This is a genomic window from Corynebacterium sp. HMSC055A01, from assembly GCF_001809405.1.
Classification (GTDB): domain Bacteria; phylum Actinomycetota; class Actinomycetes; order Mycobacteriales; family Mycobacteriaceae; genus Corynebacterium; species Corynebacterium hesseae.
Genome location: NZ_KV797592.1, coordinates 64,910 through 84,860 on the forward strand (window position 1 = coordinate 64,910; position 19,951 = coordinate 84,860).

The 19,951-nt window shown below is 59.0% G+C and carries 18 protein-coding genes; 11 read left to right on the top strand and 7 right to left on the bottom strand.

Going from position 1 to position 19,951, the window contains the following annotated elements:
• Positions 1-27: 27 nt before the first annotated feature.
• Positions 28-600 carry a MarR family transcriptional regulator gene (locus HMPREF2604_RS10445; protein WP_070564530.1) on the top strand — a complete coding sequence of 191 codons (573 nt, stop codon included), beginning with the start codon at positions 28-30 and terminating at the stop codon, positions 598-600.
• Here HMPREF2604_RS10445 and HMPREF2604_RS10450 read toward each other — a convergent pair.
• Complete coding sequence (locus HMPREF2604_RS10450; protein WP_070564527.1) at positions 597-1,445, bottom strand: DUF3097 domain-containing protein; 849 nt, start codon at positions 1,443-1,445, stop codon at positions 597-599. The genes HMPREF2604_RS10445 and HMPREF2604_RS10450 overlap by 4 nt on opposite strands.
• A 33-nt stretch (positions 1,446-1,478) precedes the next feature.
• Here HMPREF2604_RS10450 and HMPREF2604_RS10455 point away from each other — a divergent pair, with 33 nt between their 5' ends.
• Complete coding sequence (locus tag HMPREF2604_RS10455) at positions 1,479-2,246, top strand: hypothetical protein (RefSeq protein WP_070565306.1); 768 nt, start codon at positions 1,479-1,481, stop codon at positions 2,244-2,246.
• Here the strand turns inward: HMPREF2604_RS10455 and HMPREF2604_RS10460 are convergent.
• From HMPREF2604_RS10460 to HMPREF2604_RS10470, 3 genes are all read right to left on the bottom strand, one after another.
• A complete protein-coding gene (locus HMPREF2604_RS10460) occupies positions 2,243-3,361 on the bottom strand; it encodes a ferrochelatase (RefSeq protein WP_070565308.1) in 1,119 nt (372 codons plus the stop codon). The two genes, HMPREF2604_RS10455 and HMPREF2604_RS10460, sit on opposite strands and share 4 nt — an antisense overlap.
• Before the next feature lie 26 nt (positions 3,362-3,387).
• On the bottom strand, positions 3,388-5,304 hold the full coding sequence (locus HMPREF2604_RS10465) for a DIP1281 family NlpC/P60 protein (RefSeq protein ID WP_070565310.1): 1,917 nt from the start codon (positions 5,302-5,304) through the stop codon (positions 3,388-3,390).
• A 1,385-nt stretch (positions 5,305-6,689) separates the two neighbouring features.
• A complete protein-coding gene (locus HMPREF2604_RS10470; RefSeq protein ID WP_070565312.1) occupies positions 6,690-7,166 on the bottom strand; it encodes an Rv1476 family membrane protein in 477 nt (158 codons plus the stop codon).
• Positions 7,167-7,512: 346 nt separating this feature from the next.
• On the opposite strand from HMPREF2604_RS10470, the gene can reads away from it, so the two are divergent.
• From can to HMPREF2604_RS10495, 5 genes are all read left to right on the top strand, one after another.
• Positions 7,513-10,329, top strand: a complete 2,817-nt coding sequence (gene can, locus HMPREF2604_RS10475; RefSeq protein ID WP_210384684.1) for an aconitate hydratase — start codon at positions 7,513-7,515, stop codon at positions 10,327-10,329.
• Between the two features lie 171 nt (positions 10,330-10,500).
• The gene (locus HMPREF2604_RS10480) at positions 10,501-11,073 is read left to right on the top strand and encodes a TetR/AcrR family transcriptional regulator (RefSeq protein WP_070565315.1); all 573 of its coding nucleotides are present in this window, start codon (positions 10,501-10,503) and stop codon (positions 11,071-11,073) included.
• 47 nt (positions 11,074-11,120) lie between these two features.
• Positions 11,121-11,912, top strand: a complete 792-nt coding sequence (locus HMPREF2604_RS10485) for a hypothetical protein (RefSeq protein ID WP_070565317.1) — start codon at positions 11,121-11,123, stop codon at positions 11,910-11,912.
• A 96-nt stretch (positions 11,913-12,008) separates the two neighbouring features.
• Positions 12,009-12,791, top strand: coding sequence for a hypothetical protein (locus HMPREF2604_RS10490; protein WP_070565319.1), 783 nt, complete (start codon positions 12,009-12,011; stop codon positions 12,789-12,791).
• 257 nt (positions 12,792-13,048) lie between these two features.
• Complete coding sequence (locus tag HMPREF2604_RS10495) at positions 13,049-13,546, top strand: hypothetical protein (protein WP_227485770.1); 498 nt, start codon at positions 13,049-13,051, stop codon at positions 13,544-13,546.
• On the opposite strand, the gene HMPREF2604_RS10500 is transcribed toward HMPREF2604_RS10495, so the two are convergent.
• Complete coding sequence (locus tag HMPREF2604_RS10500; RefSeq protein WP_070565409.1) at positions 13,543-14,232, bottom strand: SDR family oxidoreductase; 690 nt, start codon at positions 14,230-14,232, stop codon at positions 13,543-13,545. The genes HMPREF2604_RS10495 and HMPREF2604_RS10500 overlap by 4 nt on opposite strands.
• Positions 14,233-14,311: 79 nt before the next feature.
• Here HMPREF2604_RS10500 and HMPREF2604_RS10505 point away from each other — a divergent pair, with 79 nt between their 5' ends.
• From HMPREF2604_RS10505 to HMPREF2604_RS10520, 4 genes are all read left to right on the top strand, one after another.
• The gene (locus HMPREF2604_RS10505; protein WP_070524521.1) at positions 14,312-14,581 is read left to right on the top strand and encodes an ACT domain-containing protein; all 270 of its coding nucleotides are present in this window, start codon (positions 14,312-14,314) and stop codon (positions 14,579-14,581) included.
• Positions 14,582-14,596: 15 nt separating this feature from the next.
• A complete protein-coding gene (locus HMPREF2604_RS10510) occupies positions 14,597-15,961 on the top strand; it encodes a PFL family protein (protein WP_070564503.1) in 1,365 nt (454 codons plus the stop codon).
• A 72-nt stretch (positions 15,962-16,033) separates the two neighbouring features.
• The gene (locus HMPREF2604_RS10515) at positions 16,034-16,723 is read left to right on the top strand and encodes a MerR family transcriptional regulator (RefSeq protein WP_070565321.1); all 690 of its coding nucleotides are present in this window, start codon (positions 16,034-16,036) and stop codon (positions 16,721-16,723) included.
• 184 nt (positions 16,724-16,907) lie between these two features.
• A complete protein-coding gene (locus HMPREF2604_RS10520; protein WP_246818420.1) occupies positions 16,908-17,303 on the top strand; it encodes a hypothetical protein in 396 nt (131 codons plus the stop codon).
• Between the two features lie 30 nt (positions 17,304-17,333).
• Here HMPREF2604_RS10520 and HMPREF2604_RS10525 read toward each other — a convergent pair whose 3' ends face one another.
• Together HMPREF2604_RS10525 and HMPREF2604_RS10530 are read right to left on the bottom strand one after the other, a co-directional pair.
• Complete coding sequence (locus HMPREF2604_RS10525) at positions 17,334-18,071, bottom strand: DUF2785 domain-containing protein (protein ID WP_070524248.1); 738 nt, start codon at positions 18,069-18,071, stop codon at positions 17,334-17,336.
• A gap of 219 nt (positions 18,072-18,290) precedes the next feature.
• Positions 18,291-19,922, bottom strand: a complete 1,632-nt coding sequence (locus tag HMPREF2604_RS10530) for an ABC-F family ATP-binding cassette domain-containing protein (RefSeq protein WP_070524251.1) — start codon at positions 19,920-19,922, stop codon at positions 18,291-18,293.
• Positions 19,923-19,951: the final 29 nt, after the last annotated feature.

A 19,951-nucleotide genomic window follows, 5' to 3' on the forward strand; every position in this document is an offset into this window, starting at 1 on the left:
GTTTCTTGCTGGAAGGAGTCTCTCACTGTGCTAGCTGTCCATGCCCGCTACCGCGGACGCTCGGTACGCCGCGCCGATTTGGTTCAACGATCCGCCGCTGCGCTTTCCACCCTGGAGGGAATCGGCGAGTTTGAGGTCCTCGGTGTCGAGGATATTTGCGCTGTGGCCTATTCTTCTCCGGCGGTCTGTGATGTCGTTATGGCGCTTCTTGCGGACGGTGACTGGGCCATTGGCATCGGAATTATCCCTGGCGACGGTGCGAGTGATGCTGAAACACGCGCAGTGGCAACCGCCGCGGTAAAGGGCTCGGCGCGGGCCGGACACGTCTACGCCAAGATTGATCGGCGCGGGCGCGCTGCGGAGGCGCAGGATATTGCAGCGGCATTCGCCCTACTCGGCTTTGTGCTGCACAAGCGCACAATGGAAGGCCGTGAGGCGACATCTCTTGTACGCGGCGGGTTGAATCAGAACGAAGCCGCGGAAGAGCTGGGCATTTCCAAACAAGCGATGTCCCAGCGCCTCCAAGCGGCGGGGTGGGCAGCAGAGACGGCCGGTTGCCAGCTCGCCATTAACCTCATTGACCGAGCGAATTCGAATTAGAGCAAATCTTCTTTGCTCAATTCCGGTGTTGTGACAAAGTCGACGAGCCGCTCGACGGCGCCGATGAGCGTGGAATCGAGATCCCGGAAAGAATTCACGGCGTTGTACACGCGGCTCCACCCTTCCTTGGGATCAGACCACCCCGCGCGCTTGCAGATGCCCGTCTTCCAGTCTTCCCCATAGGGAACCTCGGGCCAGGCGCGCAGCCCTAGGCGCTCAGGCTTTACAGCCGCCCAGATATCAATGAAGGGGTGACCGGTGACAAGCACGTGCTCGCCCACCGTTTGCGTCAACCGCGTTTCCTTTGATCCTTCGACTAGGTGATCCGCGAGGACGCCCACACGGCGTCCCGGACCGGGCTGAAACTCAGCCAGGCGTTCCTCAAGGTTATCGAGTCCTTCGAGGTATTCGACGACCACACCTTCCACCCGCAGATCGTGACCCCAGACCTTTTCAACGATGGCCGCGTCGTGAATGCCTTCAACCCAAATGCGCGAAGGTGCGGCAACTTTCGCCTCAAGATTCTCCACACGGCGCGACCCGGAGTTTGACTTCCGCGGCGCCTGCTTTTCGACGTATCGCGTTAACGTCACTGGCTGCCCCTCCAACAAGAACCCCCCTTTCACGAGTTTGAATACTCGCTCATTTCCATGTCGGTCCTCGAGGCGCACGACTGGGCCCCATACGGTTTTGTCGACGCCCAACACTGCCCCTACGAAGTCATCACCTCGAACCTCGACGACCATGCCTGGCTCAGCGGGTACCTCGGGGTACTCCGGCTTCTTGTTCCGCGCATGTCCTGCAAAAATATCGCCGCCATAGGGATCTCGGGAATTCAAGCTCATAGGGGTCTACCCTATCGTCTACACTGTCCAGCCATGGATATGCGCGCCGAAGTCTGGTCCCCTGTACAAAACGTTTCTGTTTGGCTTGGTGCATGGCTATGGGGGCACGAATCCACTGATGGCTTTCTTGATGCCCTCAGCGAGCTGGGTGGTGAGCAACAAGGGGTCGAAGGAGAGCCGTTTGTTGATGTTATGTCACTTCTCCGGCGTGAAACGGCCTCCGTCATCGAGCGTGGAGAGCGCGAACCACTGCTTCGGCTAGTTCTCTCCGGCCCTGGCGACGCGCCAGCACTTCCAGCCGGTACGGAATCGGCGCGAGCGGCGGCAGAAAACCCGGCAGGCGCAATAGTGGTGCGTACCAATGATCGAGATCGAAACCTGGTGTTGGTGCCCACCTATACCGCGGGCGCGACGCGGTGGACGGTCATTGAAGAGACTGCCCCGTTACCCTCGCCCGCTTGGCTTAGCCCGGGCGAGGCCGATGAGCTTTTGAGTACTGCGACGAATGAGTCAGCAAACCTCATCGAGGCATTGGGCTATCGCAGCGATGCCCTCCCTAACCCCCGGCTAACAGTAGGCACGTTGAGCGATTTCTACGACACCCCCGGATTACCCGCTGCAGTGCCGGGGCGAGCAGCGAAGCTCTTCGCCCGCGCTGACCGCGTGGCGGCCATCATCGAGACGGTGACTGACCGCATTCAAGATCACAGTCTCGATCCGCAGCTTCTGCGCCTGTGGCGCCATATCCGCCAAGCACGCATGGCCGGCGTGGCTTATGCGCTCACCGAGTTCGCGCGTTAATGCGGCTTGCGCAGAGACCAGATGTCACAACAACCTTCAGCGCAGGGTGCGCCATTGACCGTACAGCCCTGAACGGTAACCTCACCGAGTGAAGCAGGTTCAGCGTCATGCTCTAGCTCCTCGATGAGGTCCACGATGAGCGAGGCAAAACGTGCAGATGGGCCGGCGGTGCGGGTGCGATAGACGCTAACGCCCATTTCCTCAGCGGCTTGCTTCAGTTCAGTATCGAGATCCCAGATGACCTCCATGTGATCGGAGATAAATCCAATTGGGCACACGACGACGCTGTCGACACCATCTTCCTCGTGGATTCGCGTGGTGTGGTCGACAATGTCCGGTTCCAACCACGGGGTGGCTGGGTTTCCTGAACGGGATTGCCACACTAGGTCATAATTCTGGACCCCGGCAGCCTTGGCTACGAGCCGTGCAGCCTCCGCTACCTGGCGGGAATAGATATGCTTATCGCCTTCTGCTCCCCCAACAGCATCGTGTGCCGATGGCACTGAATGCGCAGTAAAAAGCATGCGGGTGCTAGCCAGCTTGTCTTCCGGCACCTCCGCATAAGCCTCGCGGACGGCTGCGGCCATCTCCTCAATGAACTTGGGGTGATCGAAGAATTGGCGCAGTTTGGTGAAGTTCATGTCGGGCAGTTGCTCGTCCTCGAGGTGCTTGCGCAATGCAACGATGTCCTCGTTGTACTGGCGGCAAGCACTGTAGCCACCCCAGGCGGAGGTAGCGAATACTGCGACGTTGCGCACACCATCGGCGGCCATCTGCTCGACGGCTTCTGCTCCAAACGGGTACCAGTTACGGTTACCAAAATAAACCGGTAGATTATGTCCGCGTTCCGTCAGCTCCGCGGAAACATTAGAAATAATCTCTCGATTTAGCGCATTAAGCGGACTAATGCCGCCTAGGCGGAAATAGTGTTCCCCGACGACTTCGAGCCGCTCGCGCGGGATGCCGCGCCCACGGGTAACGTTCTCCAAAAACGGGACGACCTCCTCGTTTCCTTCCGGGCCACCGAAGGAAAGAACGAGGAGGGCGTCAAATGAGGAGGGCACCGAATCGGTGCCGCGGGTGTTGCCCTGGGCAGTACGCAGTGTGTCAGTCATGCAGCCCAGTTTAGCAACGGGCTGAACTAGATCAGTCGCACGGCATAGGGTGCCATGCCGGCTTGTCGTACTGGGGAGATGCTGACGTTTTGACCGGACTGCGGAGCTTCGACCATGGTGCCGTCACCAAGATAGATTGCCACGTGCTGATTTCCGCTCGGGCCGTAGAAGACAAGGTCGCCTCGCTGCATCTCGCTCGGGGAAATCTTGGTTCCCTTCTGATACTGGTAGCCGGTGTAATGCGGCAGGGAAATGCCGACGCCAGCAAAGGCATAGAGCACCAGCCCAGAACAGTCGAAGCCGACCTTGTTGTAGTCGCCATAAGAGTCAGCGACGCCGCCGTCGCGAATGCCCTGCGTAGGACCGTTGGCATCGCCACCACCCCAGGCATAGGGAACTCCCACCTGAGACGTTGCGCGCTCGATGACGGTCTCGATCTTTGCTTCGCGGGAGGCATCGCCCAGTGAAGCGGATGCCTTCTTCGTCACGCTATCGGTGGTGTCAAGTTCCTCCAGGACACCGGAGACATCGGACTCAAGGGAATCCTCGTTATCAGTTGCGTTCGCTGCATCGCTATCGGACGTCTCCGTGGAATCCGTCACTTCCCCAGTGCTGTCTTGCCCACCCTGGAGGGCAAAGAGCTTGGAAGAGCCTTCCGCCAGAGCATCGATTTCCTCTTGGCTCAAGCTGTTATTGTGGTCCGGCTGAGATGCGGCCACCATCGAGGCCACCGTTCCCACCGCTTCAATGCCAAGCGCAACGGTTTCCGCATCGATTCCGTTCGTATCGAAAGAGCTGGAGCTCCCGCCCTGGGAGTTCTCGGCGTTCTCTTCAGAGGAGCTGGCCGTGCTTGTCGACGACAACTCTTGCACGTTCGGATCGGAAGCCACAGTGCTTGCGGCGCTTGAGAGCTCTTCCAAATCATCAGCATCGGCAGAAGTCGTCGACGGCTGCGATTGAAGCGTAGGGTTCTGTGCCTCAGAGTCGGAGGGGCCGGCCACGGTGGTGGACGCTGTGGACTCGGAGGTCGGCTCCGAGCTGGCCGGTGTCGAACGCCCCGCAGCGGACGGCGAGGATACCGTCGATGGGTCGTGGGCAGGAGTCGTGACACTAGACTCAGAACGACCCTGTGCAGAATTAGTCCCGGCCCGAGCCTTGACCTTAGATCCAGCTGTTGGGCTTGACACATCTTCTCTGTCCAGACCCTTGGCTTGATTTAGCGCCTTGTGAAGAGATGAGAGTTGGGAAAGCAGGTCCTCGCGTTCGGACGTGGATTCCTCAATAGAAGCCTCGGACGCGGAGAGTTGCTCGCGCGCGGCAGCCTCGGCATCGGCCGCCCGGTCCGCACGTTCCTCGGCCAGTTGTTGGGTCTTCCGCAGCTGGGATTCCTTGTTCGCCTTTTCCGTGCGCTGCTTTTCCAAGTCGCTAACAACGGCCTGCTGCTTCTCAGACTGCGAGCGAAGGTAGGACTGGCGCTCCAGCATGTCCGAACGCGCGTCTTTTCCTGCCGCATGGGAGACGGCATCGGAAGTATTGGCTCGGCGGTAGGCGGAACGGGAGACCTCATCCAGCTTGGCCTGGGCATCGGCGACATCCGCTTGTGCGTCGTCAAGCTGCTCGCGCGCCGTCGTTGTTCCTTGGCGCGCTTGGTTTGCCTTAGTGCGGGCGTCGTTGAGATCGACCAGCGCACGGTTGACGGTTTCGCGCTGCGCACCTATGGAGGCTTCCGCTTGTGCGATGCGCTCCTCAATCTGGGCGATTGCGCCCGCGAGATCTGCGATGGATGGGTTGTCGGAGGATAGCAGGGATTTGATGTTGATCTGCTCAGGCTCCGCAGCCACTGCAGGAGTGAGCGCGGAGACAGTAGACAAGGCGGCGGTGGTCGCTATGGCAGCGCACGCTGCCTTAAAGCGCCGAAAGCCGAAAGATGATGTGGTGGCCACGAGGGTTATCTCCTAGACACCTACCCCGGAGATGTCACGCATGTTGCGTAGACGAGCTTGCCGGACATCGAGACCTGGAGGCGACGAGTTGGACGAGCAAAAGAAACAGCGGTGTGTACGTAGCTAGTCTCGCCTTCAAGCAGGATGAGGCGGCAATCGATTTCCCAATGGGACAACAGATTCCCCAATGGGAATAGTGGACTTAATAAGGCTTGCGCCCGGAATTAACCGGGATACGCGAACGCGGCTTGCCCCTGAAGAGCTCTTTGCTCTCTACGCCACTAAATGCCGAATTGACGGGGCGGCATTTTCTCTCATGGAGGCGGCAGGGAAACCTGCGGGGCGTCTGGCGTGTGCACCAACATCACGTCGAACCGTGCGTCATAGCTAGCCACACTGCACTCTCATGGTGCTCGCTGGGCTCACGGTGAGCGGAGCCGAGTGTGGCTGCACGATCCGACGACGAAGGGACACACACCCATATTCAGGCTCGAGGTCCTGCGTCGGTTCCTCCTCGCTCGGCGCCGCGCTCGTGGAGGGCACTTCCGCGGTCCTTAGTGGCGCACGCGTAAGCACTCACAGCTGGCACCCAACCGGAAACCGATGGAACTCATGGCCATCACAGCCCTCGATGAGGGCGTGCGAATGAAGTGTATGAAGCCTCTTCCACTCGGGAGGTAGGTGTTTCGATATCTAAAAGGTTGAACACTGGTACCGACTGCGTCGAGAAAACTGCATTGCTACGCGCATCGCTAGCGCGGTGCGACGGTCATCCACCAGGCGGTGAACCCCAACGGTCCTCTTCGCTCGCGGCGTGCTTCCCCACATACCCGTGCGACAAATCAGTTGAGAGTCAAGGCTTGGTCCATGAACGTATGGAGCAATAGTCAACCCGTGAGTCGATACGTGAACCATACGTCACCGACACGCCATCTCGCACACTTTTCCCATCTTTCACATCAGCCACGGAAAACCACAAGGCGTTACAGGCGCACCTAACCTGCAATGACTTTGTTATCAATGTGTAACTGTGACGTTGCTCACTCTCCCCCGGAGTGCAAACCTCTTCCCCTTGACTATCGCTGTGGATTGCGGCCCTGGGGCTGCCGCAGAAGCTCCGATTGCTCCCAGCGGAACCTGTCTTCTGGGGTGCAGGAAACGCTCCATTTCGGGACTGGAGAGAACCGAAGTATTCGTCGACTTAAGGTGCCTGTGCGGCATCCGATGTGGTCGCTGTGCGAGCCGTATTCCTAGGCCCCTTGCGTACCTCTCAACCACTCCCCCGTTGCAAAAGTCAAGGCTTAGTGGTTGATACTAGCCACTTCCCTACCCCTGCGGTAGGTACGGCGCATGTTTAGTGGAATGCTCGCGGCGGCCTCGATCGCTTAGTTTCTGACCGTGTCAGCCTTCCGTGTGGCGGCTCGAAATCCCGCCCAGCCCGCAACTGCCGCTACGCAGAAAAACAGCGTCAAGATTGTCAGCCATGGCGCTGAAAAATGATCTGCAGTTGCATAGAAATCATTCAGCAAAGTTACCTGATCGAGTCCAGTTGGCAGCGAATCCTCGGCTGCCTCAATGGATGCCCGAGCATAAGAATTACTGACTGCGGACACCCGCATTGGCGCTTGGAGAATCACGGTATCGAGTCCCGTTTGTTCTTGAAGGGTTGTCGCCAGGTCGCGCAGATCGGGAATTTTGTCGGGGAAGACATCTACCACTGCGATGCCATGGTTGGGCTGGAGGGAGTCTGCGATGTGGACCTGGAGGTCGGCGTCTTGCGCCAGCTCTGGGTTGGAGAACGCTACACCGTCGGCCGAGAGCTGATCTGCAATGTCATCTACATCTACGCCCGCCGGGATCATCCGCCACTCCTTAATCTCTATGGCCGTTAATGCTTGGTGGCACAGTCTTCTGTCCAAACACGATTCGGAGGTTTGTCCCCCGGATTCCCGATCGAGCCTAAACCTCGGAGCGTGGGCGAGGCCGGTGACTCGCCGCTACCCCCGAAATGTAGGAAACAGAACGCCCGTACTGTTATGCTGGTGTCGACCGAGGGTTCTTGCATCTACAATAGATACGGAACATTCGCGTTCTGAGATCGCCGATACACCTGGCTCCATGTGGTTGCTAGGGCATATCGGCAAATTCGATGAACCTTCGACCAGTGTTCGATAACCCACAAGCGAAAAGCAAGGAATGGAGCTCCTTATGACTGAAAGCCTGAACTCCTTCGGCGCCAAGAAGACTCTTGAGGTCAACGGTAAGTCCTATGACTACTTTGACATCAATGCAGTCGAGGGCCTGGAGAAGCTTCCTTACTCCCTCAAGGTCCTGGCTGAGAACCAGCTGCGCTACGAGGACGGGAAGAACGTAACCAAGGATCACATTAACGCTTTGGCCAACTGGGATCCGTCCGCTGAGCCGGATACCGAGATCCAGTTCACCCCGGCCCGCGTTCTGATGCAGGACTTCACCGGCGTCCCCTGCGTGGTCGACTTGGCAACCATGCGTGAGGCTATCGCCGCCCTCGGCGGCAAGCCGGACCAGGTGAACCCGCTCAACCCGGCCGAGATGGTTATTGACCACTCCGTCATCGTCGAGGCTTTCGGCTCCACCGAGGCCCTGGAGAAGAATGTTGAGATCGAGTACGAGCGCAACCAGGAGCGTTACCAGTTCCTGCGCTGGGGTGCCGAGAATTTCTCCAACTTCCGCGTTGTTCCTCCGGGAACCGGTATTGTCCACCAGGTCAACATTGAGTACCTTTCCCGCGTGGTCTTCGACAACGATGGTGTTGCCTACCCGGATACCTGTATTGGTACCGACTCCCACACCACCATGGAAAACGGCCTGGGCATCCTGGGCTGGGGCGTTGGCGGCATCGAGGCCGAGGCTGCAATGCTGGGTCAGCCGGTGTCCATGCTGATCCCGCGCGTCGTGGGCTTCAAGCTCACCGGCGAGATTCCGACCGGCGTGACCGCTACCGACGTGGTGCTGACCATCACCGAGATGCTGCGCCAGCACGGTGTGGTTCAGAAGTTTGTTGAGTTCTACGGCAACGGTGTGAAGTCCGTGCCGCTGGCTAACCGCGCCACCATCGGTAACATGTCCCCCGAGTTCGGTTCCACCGCTGCGATCTTCCCGATCGACGAGGAGACCATCAAGTACCTCGAGCTCACCGGCCGTCCGCAGGAGCAGATCGATCGCGTCGAGGCTTACGCCAAGGCTCAGGGCATGTGGCTCGAGCAGGACGCTCCGGAGGCACAGTACTCCGAGTACCTCGAACTGGATCTGTCCACTGTTAAGCCGTCCATCGCCGGCCCGAAGCGCCCGCAGGACCGCATTCTCCTCTCTGAGGCAAAGGAGCAGTTCCGTAAGGATCTGCCGACTTACGCTTCCGGCGAGGTTGTTGCAGACGAGTCCACCATCGAGGCAAAGCGCATGACCTCCGAGGGTGGCGACGAGAATGCTCTCGTCGACGTTACCGGTGGCCTGAACAAGTCTCGTGCAGGCGAAGGCGAGTCCGCAGCCAAGGGCGGCTCCGGCCGCCAGTCCAACCCGGTTACCGTCACCTCCCCGAACGGTGGCGAGTACACCCTGGACCACGGCATGGTTGCTATCGCTTCCATTACCTCCTGCACCAACACCTCTAACCCGTCCGTCATGGTTGGCGCTGGCCTCATCGCACGTAAGGCTGCTGAAAAGGGCCTGAAGTCCAAGCCGTGGGTCAAGACCATTTGTGCCCCGGGTTCCCAGGTTGTTGACGGCTACTTCCAGCGCGCAGACCTCTGGAAGGATCTGGAGGCGCTTGGCTTCTACCTCTCCGGCTTCGGCTGCACCACCTGTATCGGTAACTCCGGCCCGCTGCCGGAGGAAATCTCCAACGCCATCAACGAGCATGATCTGGCTGCTACTGCGGTGCTGTCCGGCAACCGTAACTTTGAGGGCCGCATCTCCCCGGACGTCAAGATGAACTACTTGGCCTCCCCCATCATGGTCATTGCATACGCTATTGCTGGCACCATGGACTTCGATTTCGAGGCTCAGGCGCTGGGTCAGGATCAGGACGGCAACGATGTCTTCCTCAAGGACATCTGGCCTTCCCCGAAGGAGATCGAGGACACCATCCAGCAGGCCATCTCCCGCGAGCTCTACGAGGCTGACTACGCCGACGTGTTCAAGGGTGACGACGCATGGCGCAACCTGGACGTTCCGGAGGGCGAGACCTTCAAGTGGAACGAGGATTCCACCTACATCCGCAAGGCACCGTACTTCGACGGCATGCCGACTGAGCCGGAGCCCGTTCAGGACATCAAGGGCGCTCGCGTCCTTGCTAAGCTCGGTGACTCCGTGACCACCGACCACATCTCCCCGGCTTCCTCCATTAAGCCGGGCACCCCGGCCGCTCAGTACCTGGATGCCAACGGTGTCGAGCGTCAGGACTACAACTCCCTGGGTTCCCGTCGCGGTAACCACGAGGTCATGATGCGCGGTACCTTCGCCAACATCCGCCTCCAGAACCAGCTGGTCGACGTCGCCGGTGGCTACACCCGTGACTTCACCCAGGAGGGCGCACCGCAGGCCTTCATCTTCGATGCCTGCGAGAACTACAAGGCAGCCGACATTCCGCTGGTTGTCCTTGCTGGTAAGGAGTACGGCACTGGTTCCTCCCGTGACTGGGCTGCTAAGGGCACCAACCTGCTTGGCGTGAAGGCTGTCATCACTGAGTCCTTCGAGCGTATTCACCGCTCGAACCTCATTGGCATGGGCGTCATCCCGCTGCAGTTCCCGGAGGGCGAGTCCCACGAGTCCCTGGGCTTGGATGGCACCGAGACCTTCGACATCGACGGCATCGCAGCCCTCAACGAGGGCGGCATTCCGAAGACGGTCCACGTGACCGCCACCAAGGAGTCCGGCGAGACCGTTGAGTTCGATGCCAAGGTTCGCATCGACACACCTGGTGAGGCCGACTACTACCGCCACGGCGGCATTCTGCAGTTCGTTCTGCGCCAGATGGTCAAGGCCTAAAACAGCCTTGCCCATTATGTAGGCACCCCGACTCTGGGGCGACCTACATAGTTAGGCACCAAGGCCAGCTAGCAACATGGAGTGCTGGCTGGCCTTTCTGCTTCTGTCCTTCCCCTCTACTTCCACCACCCGTTTATCCGCCGCCGTGCTTAAAGGAGCTAGTTTTCAGCCATGCCGATTATGAGCGACTCTGAACTGAACCGCCGCCGCCACGACATTCTGGTTGGCGCACGTAAATGCTTCGCTGAGCACGGCTACGACGGCGCGACGGTGCGGCGTCTCGAAGAAGCCACAGGTAAGTCGCGTGGGGCAATCTTCCACCACTTCGGTGATAAGGAGTCCCTCTTTCTTGCCTTGGCCCGGGAAGACGCCGCCCGTGAGGCCGAAGTTGTTGCGAACAACGGTCTCGTCGAAGTCATGAGTGAGATGCTGCGCCATCCGGAACGCCATGACTGGCTTGCTACCCGGCTTGCTGTGACCTCGATGCTGCGTACCGATCCGTCTTTCGCCGCGCGCTGGCATGAGGAGCAACAGATTCTTGATAAGGCGGTCCGTGCCCGCTTGGAATCCAACGCCGAGAAGGGGCGCATGCGAGACGACGTCTCAATCGACACTCTCGTGACATATCTTGAAACCTTTATGGACGGATTTATCAACCGCCTAGCGCTCGGGGATACGAAGAATCTCGAGCAGGTTTTAGATTTGGTCGAACAATCGATTCGCGGCTCCCACGCCGATCACTAGGCTTTAGTACTCGGTGACGAAGTGTGGTCGCCGCTACACTGTGGCGCATGGACCATACTCCCCTACGACTTTCGCGCACGCAGTGCGGAATAGGTCTGAGCGCTACGCCGCGGCTTGCTCCAAAGGAACAGCGCACCCACGATGCTCAGCCGAACCCGCGGATGGACAATTCAGGTCTTCGCGAGGTCATCGAGGAGGCTGGGCCTCAGCCGGGACGCCTCTCGTTTGGTGCTGTCGCAGTCTGGACTTTTATAGGTCTCGTCGGGCTGTTTATGTTCAGCATGTCGATTCCTTTCTTCACTGGTGGCTTTGGTCCTCCGCAAAGCAGCTTCTCCGATCTAGGAGTATTTTCGCTTATCCCAATCATTATTTGCCTCGTCAGTCTTACTGTTTTCATCGTAGGTTTGCGGAGTATTTTCAAGGAAATCCGAAATGCACAGCGTCTGCGCACCGCGTGGCGCAACGGCTGGATAGAATACCGTCCTGCTCTTATTGGCGAGCTTGTTTACCTGCGAAGCGAAACCGAAGGGTCCGACGACCGTAAGCGGACCTATTTCTATTATTCGGCGCCTCTTTTGATCCTTCAGCCAGACGGCACACTAGCGAGCGCAATGTCCGCTGAGTTCCGCGCTGACAATCCGAATAGGCTAAGGTCACGGGGCGCTGCTCTTGCCGAAGGGGCCCGAATAGCAACCGCCGATACCGCGAACAATAATGGATGGACGGCCGCGGCTTACCGCGCCGATGGGATGAGCTCAGAGGCGGAACTATCCAACGGTCTCACCAACCGCCAAGTGGATGCCGTTCTCCAATTCGCTGAACAACGGTGGGTACGCTAGCTCTCCCCGATTAAGACCGGGTTTTCGTCGGGGGCTAGTCCCCAGCCGCCGATGGTCACCGAGAAAGTGGAGACCACGACCATTAAGCTGTGATCCATGACTCACTCGCCTTTGCAGCTGCCTCGCACTCCGCTGAAGCTTCCTTCCTCAAGTGCAGGATCCCTCGCGCCTAAGGATTTGAAGGATCACGATCAGCAACCCAACCCAAACATGGATCGCAGCGGCATCCGCGAGGCTATTAATAGCGTCGGGTCTCCGATCGGCCAATCCAACGTCGGCACAATTATCGCTGGCTTTATCCTCACCTTCATTGGCGGTTCAGCGCTACTCTTTTCGGTGGCTCACACTATCTTTATATCGATCCTGTTCCCCGGAGCTGAGGGCACAATTGGGAATATTCCGATAGCCAGCCTTATCACTGGGGCCGCTGCCCTAGTGTTCGTCATTATCGGGATCATGCTCCTACGGGGGCGCTTGGGTTCCACAACACGATTGCGCACCGCGTGGGCGAATGGATGGATTGAGTACCGCCCCGCCCTGATCGGTGAGTTGATATATAGACGGCGTGTCGATTACAACGATAAGACCGACTATTACTACACCGCCCCGATCCTGATCTTGCAACCGGACGGCTCATTGACGAAAAGCATGACCGAAGAATTCATTGCTCCAAACCCGAACTGGCTGAAACTGCGTGGCCGGCTGCTTGCCGACGGGCCCCTCGTCGCCACCGTGGACTTCAACCACAACAACGGATGGGGCGTGGTGGGTTACCGGGCAGATGCAGATAAACCGCAGCCAGAACTGCAGAATGGTCTGCGCAAAAAGAACATTGAAGCAGCACTGTCTTTTGCAGAGCGGAACTGGGTAAGAAGTTAGTGATAAGAATGTCTGACCACGCTTTAGCACCATTCGACTTCCCAGAACATCACTACTCCGAGAGGCTCATTCCCCGCACTCGGAGTTCTGTGTCCGCCCCGAACTTGAGATCAAGCACATCTAGCATCGCTCGCGCGATCGCAGCGGCTGGGCCACTCCCAGGCGGGGCCGCACCTGAATGGCGAAGTCTACGGAACAACCTCATCACGGCGGTAGTGGGCCTAGCTATCGCACTATCAGCCTTTATCGGCGAAGATATGTCTATTAGTTCCGGATGGCAGGGATTGGCCGTTGCGGTCTTTGTTCTCTTCCTCGTCGTGGCGGCCGGTCGAAACATTCGAGCAATTCGGAGCTCTACGTGGGGTGCTCGCCGCCTACGGACGGCGTCGGAAAATGGGTGGATCGAGTATTATCCCGCGCTGCTTAGTGAGATTTGGCAAACAGGTCGACACGTGCCGCACGCTGATCCCACCGAGTACTACTACAAGGCGAAAGTGCGCATTTTCCTTCCAGATGGCACAGTTCAAGAAATCATCAGCGATGAGTTTGACTCCCACACTTCTCCCCGCTCCTTCCGGGAGCATGGTGTGGCCGTGGTACGGTTCCAAAGCCAAGCGACGTTCAAGCACCCCACAGGGTGGTATATCGCGGCCCATCTGTCCACAAAGCCACTTCGCTATGCGAGCCTCCACCACCAACTGAGCAGAGAGCAAGTCATCGCCGCGCTTGACGCGGCGGCATCCGCTCGATTTTAGATATCCTTCACGCTTCCATCGCCATCGATGAACTCTAGCGGCGAAGTCGGGAAGCTTTCGCGTCCGGCGACCTCGGTGACCACCTCAGCGACAAGCTCTCGGGAGGTTGTCAGCTTACCGGTGCGCTCTGCGTCCTTATCTAGCACGGTGATGCCGCGCGAAGGCTCCTCCGTCAGGGCTGCCGGGCCAAGGATGAGGTAATTGAGGTCGGTGGAGTTGAGCTTGTTGTCCACCTCCTTCTTCGACTCCACGTAGGCGTACCACTTCTCATCCGCAGGATCGGTCGTGTTCTCCGTGGCACCCATGTAGGAAATCATGATGTAGGCGGGAGTGTTCTTGCCCTCGGCAGAAAGCTTTTCCAGACCCGCAATAGATGCCAGCGCCGCATCACGGTCGACCGCCCACGTCACCTCCGCACCAGCACGGCCACCATTTCCGGCGCCCCACACGACGACGTCATAGTCAGCCAAAAGCTCTGCCCAGTCCTCAACAGAAAGCTCAGTGAGATCGCGCACCACCGCGGTGGCACCGAGGGCCTCAATATCAGAGACCTGGTCCGGGTTGCGGATGAGGGAATGGACGGTGAGGTTGGCGTCGACAAGCTTGGGCGCCGCCAAAAGCCCAACCTTGCCGTGGCCGCCGATGTACAGAACCTTCTTGCACGTAGTTGTTGTCGTATCAGTCATGTGCGCCACCGTACGCGCCGGCTCGCTATCCTGCATGACCCCAGGGCAGCGTGAAAAACCGACGGGCTACAATCAAATTATGATCGCCATCATGACTGTTACCGGTGTTGATAACACCGGAATTATCTCTGCCGTTTCCACCGCCCTCGCTGAGCTCAAGATCAACATCGTTGACGTCTCTCAGACCCTCATGTCTGGGTACTTCACGATGATCCTGCGCGTCGAATTCGATGAGAATGAGGTCAGCATCCAACAGATTCAGGAGCGGATGAATACCGTCGGTGAGTCCATCAAACAATCCATTCGCGTGCAGTCGGAAGCACTGTTCACCGCCATGAATGAGATTTAGGAACGAGAATCAGTCATGCTTAATCGCTTCAACACCGTCAGTATTCTCGACACCATCGAGATGATCGAGAAATACCGCCTCGATATCCGCACCGTCACCATGGGGATCTCGCTGCTCGGCTGCACGCGCTCCACCATGGAAGCTACCGCAGAGGCCGTTTATGATCGCGTAACCACCCGCGCGGCTCAGCTCGTGGAAGTCTGCGAAGGGATCGAGGCCGAGCTCGGCATCCCGATCGTCAACAAGCGTATTTCCGTCACACCGATCTCACTTATCGTGGCTGGCGTCGAAGGAAACCCCGTCGACGTCGCCCGTGCACTGGATCGCGCCGCTGAGACGACAGGTGTTAACTTCGTCGGCGGCTACTCCGCATTGGTTGAAAAGGGTGCCACCACTGCGGAGAAGACACTCATCCGCTCTATCCCGGAAGCGCTGGCTGAGACCAACCTGGTGTGTTCCTCGGTGAATATCGCATCCTCGCGCGCCGGCATCAACATGAACGCCGCAGCGCAGATGGGACGCATCATCAAGGAAGCTGCCGAACTCACCAAGGACCGCAGCGCCATCGGCTGTGCGAAGCTCGTGATCTTCTCCAACTCCGTGGGCGATAACCCCTTCATGGCCGGTGCCTTCCACGGTATCGAGGAACCGGACTGCGTTGTCTCCGTCGGTGTGTCTGGGCCGGGTGTTGTCGACCGTGCTCTCGGATCCCTGGAGGGCGCCACCCTTAATGAAGTCGCCGAGGAGGTCAAGAAGGCCGCCTTCAAGGTCACGCGTGCCGGACAGCTCGTTGGTTCGATGGCCTCGGAGCGCCTCGGGGTACCCTTTGGCATCATTGACCTCTCCCTAGCTCCCACTGCCGAGCTGGGAGATTCCGTCGCGCACATCCTGGAGCACATGGGTCTGGATCAGGTGGGCACGCACGGAACGACGGCAGCCCTCGCACTGCTTAACGACGCCGTCAAGAAGGGCGGCATGATGGCCTGCTCCCGCGTGGGCGGTCTGTCTGGTTCCTTCATCCCGGTTTCGGAAGACAAGGGCATGATCGATGCGGTGCGCACCGGCGCTATTTCCATCGACAAGCTGGAGGCCATGACCTCCATCTGCTCGGTGGGCTTGGACATGATCGCCATTCCGGGCGATACTTCTGCGGAAACTATTGCCGGCATGATCGCTGATGAAGCCGCCATTGGCGTGATGAATCATAAGACGACCGCCGTGCGCGTTATCCCCGCCCCGGGAACCAAAGCTGGCGATGAGGTCAATTTCGGCGGCTTGCTCGGCTATGCTCCGGTCATTCCGGTCAATGAGGTGGGCAACTCCACCTTCATCAACCGCGGTGGCTTCATCCCGGCGCCGGTGCACGGCTTCCGAAACTAAGACCTCAGCAACTCGGATTAGTTTTCACCAAGCACTTGACCCTCACACCATGTGAGGGTTTAGCTTTGTCCTATGAAGATATCGGACGTCGCCGCGGTCGCTGGATGCTCAGTTCGTTCTGTACGACATTTACACGAGACGGGCGCGGTTCCTGAACCCGCCCGCACCAGCGGGAACTACCGCGACTATTCTGTTTCTGACTTGGCTTCGGTGCTGCGCGCGCGGGCGCTGATCGACGCCGGTGTCCCCGTCGCCGACGTAAATCTGCCGGATGCTATCGATCGTTCATTTGGCGTGCTCGACGAGCGCATCGCTCGGCTCAAGAACCAACGTGAACGCTTACGCGCCCTTGCCCAAGCACCCAACGGGACTCCACGAGACATCCGCGAATCACTCAAAGAGGCGATCCATGATCCCGCGATGCTGCAGCTCGAGCTTGATTCTTGGGATCTGATGGCGCTGTGTGGTGTCGCGACGGAAGGAACCTGGCAACAATTGCGCGAGAACCTTGAAGATGCCGAATGTTTGAGAGTTCTCCGCGAGGTTGAATCGCTATGGCGAAAACTGGGTGCATTGTCCCCGAATGATCGCGAGGTCACGGTAATCGTCGCCAAGCTGCAGCATTTAGGCGAACGCGGCCTCATGCGGGGAATCTATCCTACGTTGCGCCCAGGTAAGGTCCCGCTGAGTCCCACCGATGCACCGACAACTGGTGCACAGGGCAGAGCGCTCGCGGCACTGTCGGGAGCGCCACATGGATAGGATATGGAGATTCCTGGGAAAACATCCTGGATTCCGATTGGCAAGGTATGAACTTAGCCTCTACCGGGATTTGTGGCGTTGGATACGCGGCGAGACTTTGCTCCCCGCTGGTGCTCAGGCACTTCCCCACCCTCCGGGCAGGCTGCAAATGCTTGGGTTTGTCACCGCAGTGTTGGTGGTTGAAATGGTAGTCGTCCACCTGATTCTCCCCGCAGGTGTGGTGCGGGTTGTGGCGCTACTGGTGTCGCTGTGGGCCATCATTTTCGTGTGGGGGTTGATTGCCGCTGAGCGCATTCGCCCCAGTTATATCTCCGACGATGCTACCGTTCTGCGGCGCGGAAGAACTGTCTTCGCTGAGATACCAACTGCCGTTGTGCAGCACAAGAGCGTTGACCGCAGTTTTGCCTCAGCGATTGAAGTACGCGATGGCGAGCTGACAGTAGGCGGCCCCACAGGCACGGACACCCTCCTGCAGCTGAGCTCGCCTGTTATGGCCACCCCGGATCGCTATCCTTGGCAGCGGCCCCAGCCGATGGAGGTTGATAGGGTGCGCTTCTTCAGTGCTGCGCGCGAACATTAAATGGCGCTTTCACTGGTGGAAAGAGAATACTTATGCGCCGGCGTTGCGGAGTTTGTCTTCGAGTTCCGCTATTAACGGTAGTGCTAGTTGCGCGCGGTCAACGTCGATTCCCCATTTCTCGGGTTCACTACGCACCATGTGCGCTGTGGCAGTGAGAAAGCGGGCGAAGTTTTCCACTACCGCGCGATTACCATTGCGCACTCCCTCGTTGAGGACTGTATTGCTCAGGCGCTCAGTCCATATTTCTAGGATGTGCGGCGAGGTGCTCTTAGCAATCGTCGTGCACGCAGCACGCGCCAAGCGTTCTGCCTCATCGTCGTGCCACACTCCCCCTGGGACGCGCAGGCGGCAAGAAATAATTGCCGCGCCCTCCACGGCAGGAATCATCCCCATGCGCACGCAGGTTTCTACATAGTCCGCGCCGTAGCCGACCGCCATGACGTGTCCGACGTCCTTGACTATGCCACGCGTGTCTTCTTCGGTGACGTACCATGCGCGGAAGGTGAGATAGTCCTCGTAATGAAAGTGGCCAGACTCAGCGAGGACAGTGAGTAATCGCGCGGCCATGACCTTGGTCCACACCTTGTCCGTGCGCAGGTAACCGGTGAGGCGATCCCGAACCTGGTCGATGTGTCCATCCCACTGCCCTGACTCAATACCTTCTTTAAGCTCGGCAAAGGCCCAGTCCACACGGACTTCAGGCCGCTTGCTCACCAAACCGGTAAGCAGTGGTTCAATGACAGAATCGAGGGTATCGGTGTGGCTCATGGCTTCAGTCCTCTCCTGCTGCAGCATGGCTGGGGTCGTAGCGCTACTAGACCCAGTGCGTGGGAAGCCGGAAGGACCCAAGAAAAGAGCCTTGAGCGGTGAGTGAGTGTGCCCCCGATTCTAGCGCACTATAGGTTTTATGGAAGGCCACCAAGTACCACGGTGACCAGAAGAACATAGAGCGTTACCGTTGCCGCTTCTGGGGCTGGGTACTAGCCCCTAGGCCAACTCAACGATCTCCATGTATTCGTCGTTCCATAAATCCTCGTCGCCGTCAGGCATGATGATGACACGCTCTGGGTTGAGGGCCTTTACCGCGCCTGGGTCGTGGGTTACCAGAACTACGGCACCGGTATAAGTACCGAGCGCATCGAGAACCTGCTCGCGGGACTGGGGGTCGAGGTTGTTCGTGGGCTCGTCGAGAAGCAGCACATTTGCGCGCGAGGACACGAGCGTGGCCAAGGAAAGACGCGTCTTTTCACCACCGGAGAGCGTGCCGGCGGGCTGCTCCAGCTTGTCCCCGGAGAACATAAAGGCGCCGAGTAGACCGCGCAAATCCTGCTGGCCTGCATCGGGGCAAGCCTCGATGGTGTTTTCCCACACGGTCTTGTCTGGGTCGATGTTGTCGTGTTCCTGGGCAAAGTAGCCGATGCGCAAACCATGGCCGGAGACGATACCGCCCTCACCGTCGGTGCGCTCCACGCCCGCTAGAAGCTTGAGCAGGGTCGTCTTTCCGGCACCGTTATAGCCCAGCACGACGACGCGCGAGCCCTTGTCAATGGCCAAGTCCACGCCCGCGAAGACCTCGAGCGAGCCATACATCTTGGTCAGGCCCTTCGCGTTCATCGGGGTCTTACCGCAGGGAGCCGGCTCCGGGAACTTGATGTGGGCAACCTTGTCGGCCACACGCACGTCATCGAGCTCGTTCATCATGCGCTCAGCGCGGTGCAGCATCTGCTTAGCTGCTGCGGCCTTCGTCGCCTTAGCGCCGAGCTTTGCGGCCTGCTTGTGCAGGGCGGCCGCCTTCTTCTCTGCGTTGGCGCGCTCACGGCGGCGGCGGGCCTCATCGGTCGCACGGGCATCGAGATACTTTTTAAAGCCCATGTTGTAGACATCCGCCTCGGCGCGCACGGCGTCGAGGAACCAGACCTTGTTGCAGACGGCCTCGAGCAGGTCCACGTCGTGCGAGATCATGATGAGCCCGCCCTCATGCTTCGACAGGAAGCCGCGCAACCAGGTGATGGAATCTGCGTCGAGGTGGTTCGTGGGCTCGTCGAGAAGCAGCGTGGTCTGGGACTTGCCGGAGCCTGCCGACGCCGCGAAAAGAATCTGCGCCAGCTCCACGCGGCGGCGCTGGCCACCGGAGAGCGTCTTGAGCTGCTGATCCAAGACGCGCTGCGGGAGGCCAAGGTTGTCACAGATCTGTGCGCACTCGGAATCCGCCTCGTAGCCGCCGAGGGAATGGTACTCCTCTTCCAAGCGCGAGAACTTGCGGATGGCCTTATCGCGGAACTTGTCGTCCGTTGCCGTCTCCATGAGTTCCTGCTGCTTGGCCATGCGCCGCTTGATCTCATCGAGACCACGGGCCGAGAGCACGCGTTCGCGCGCGGTCTGTTCGATGTTGCCCTCGCGGGAATCCTGCGGCAGGTAACCAATGGGGCCAGAGCGCGTTACCGAACCGCCATAAGGCTCGGTCTCCCCCGCCAAGATGCGCATCGTCGTGGTCTTTCCTGCGCCGTTGCGGCCGACCAGCCCGATGCGGTCACCCGGCTGTACGCGGAGGTGCTGGCCGGGGGCGTCGAGAAGCGTGCGTGCGCCCACGCGCACCTCGAAATCATTGGTCACAATCACGTCGAAACAGTCTAGCAACCAGGGCAGTT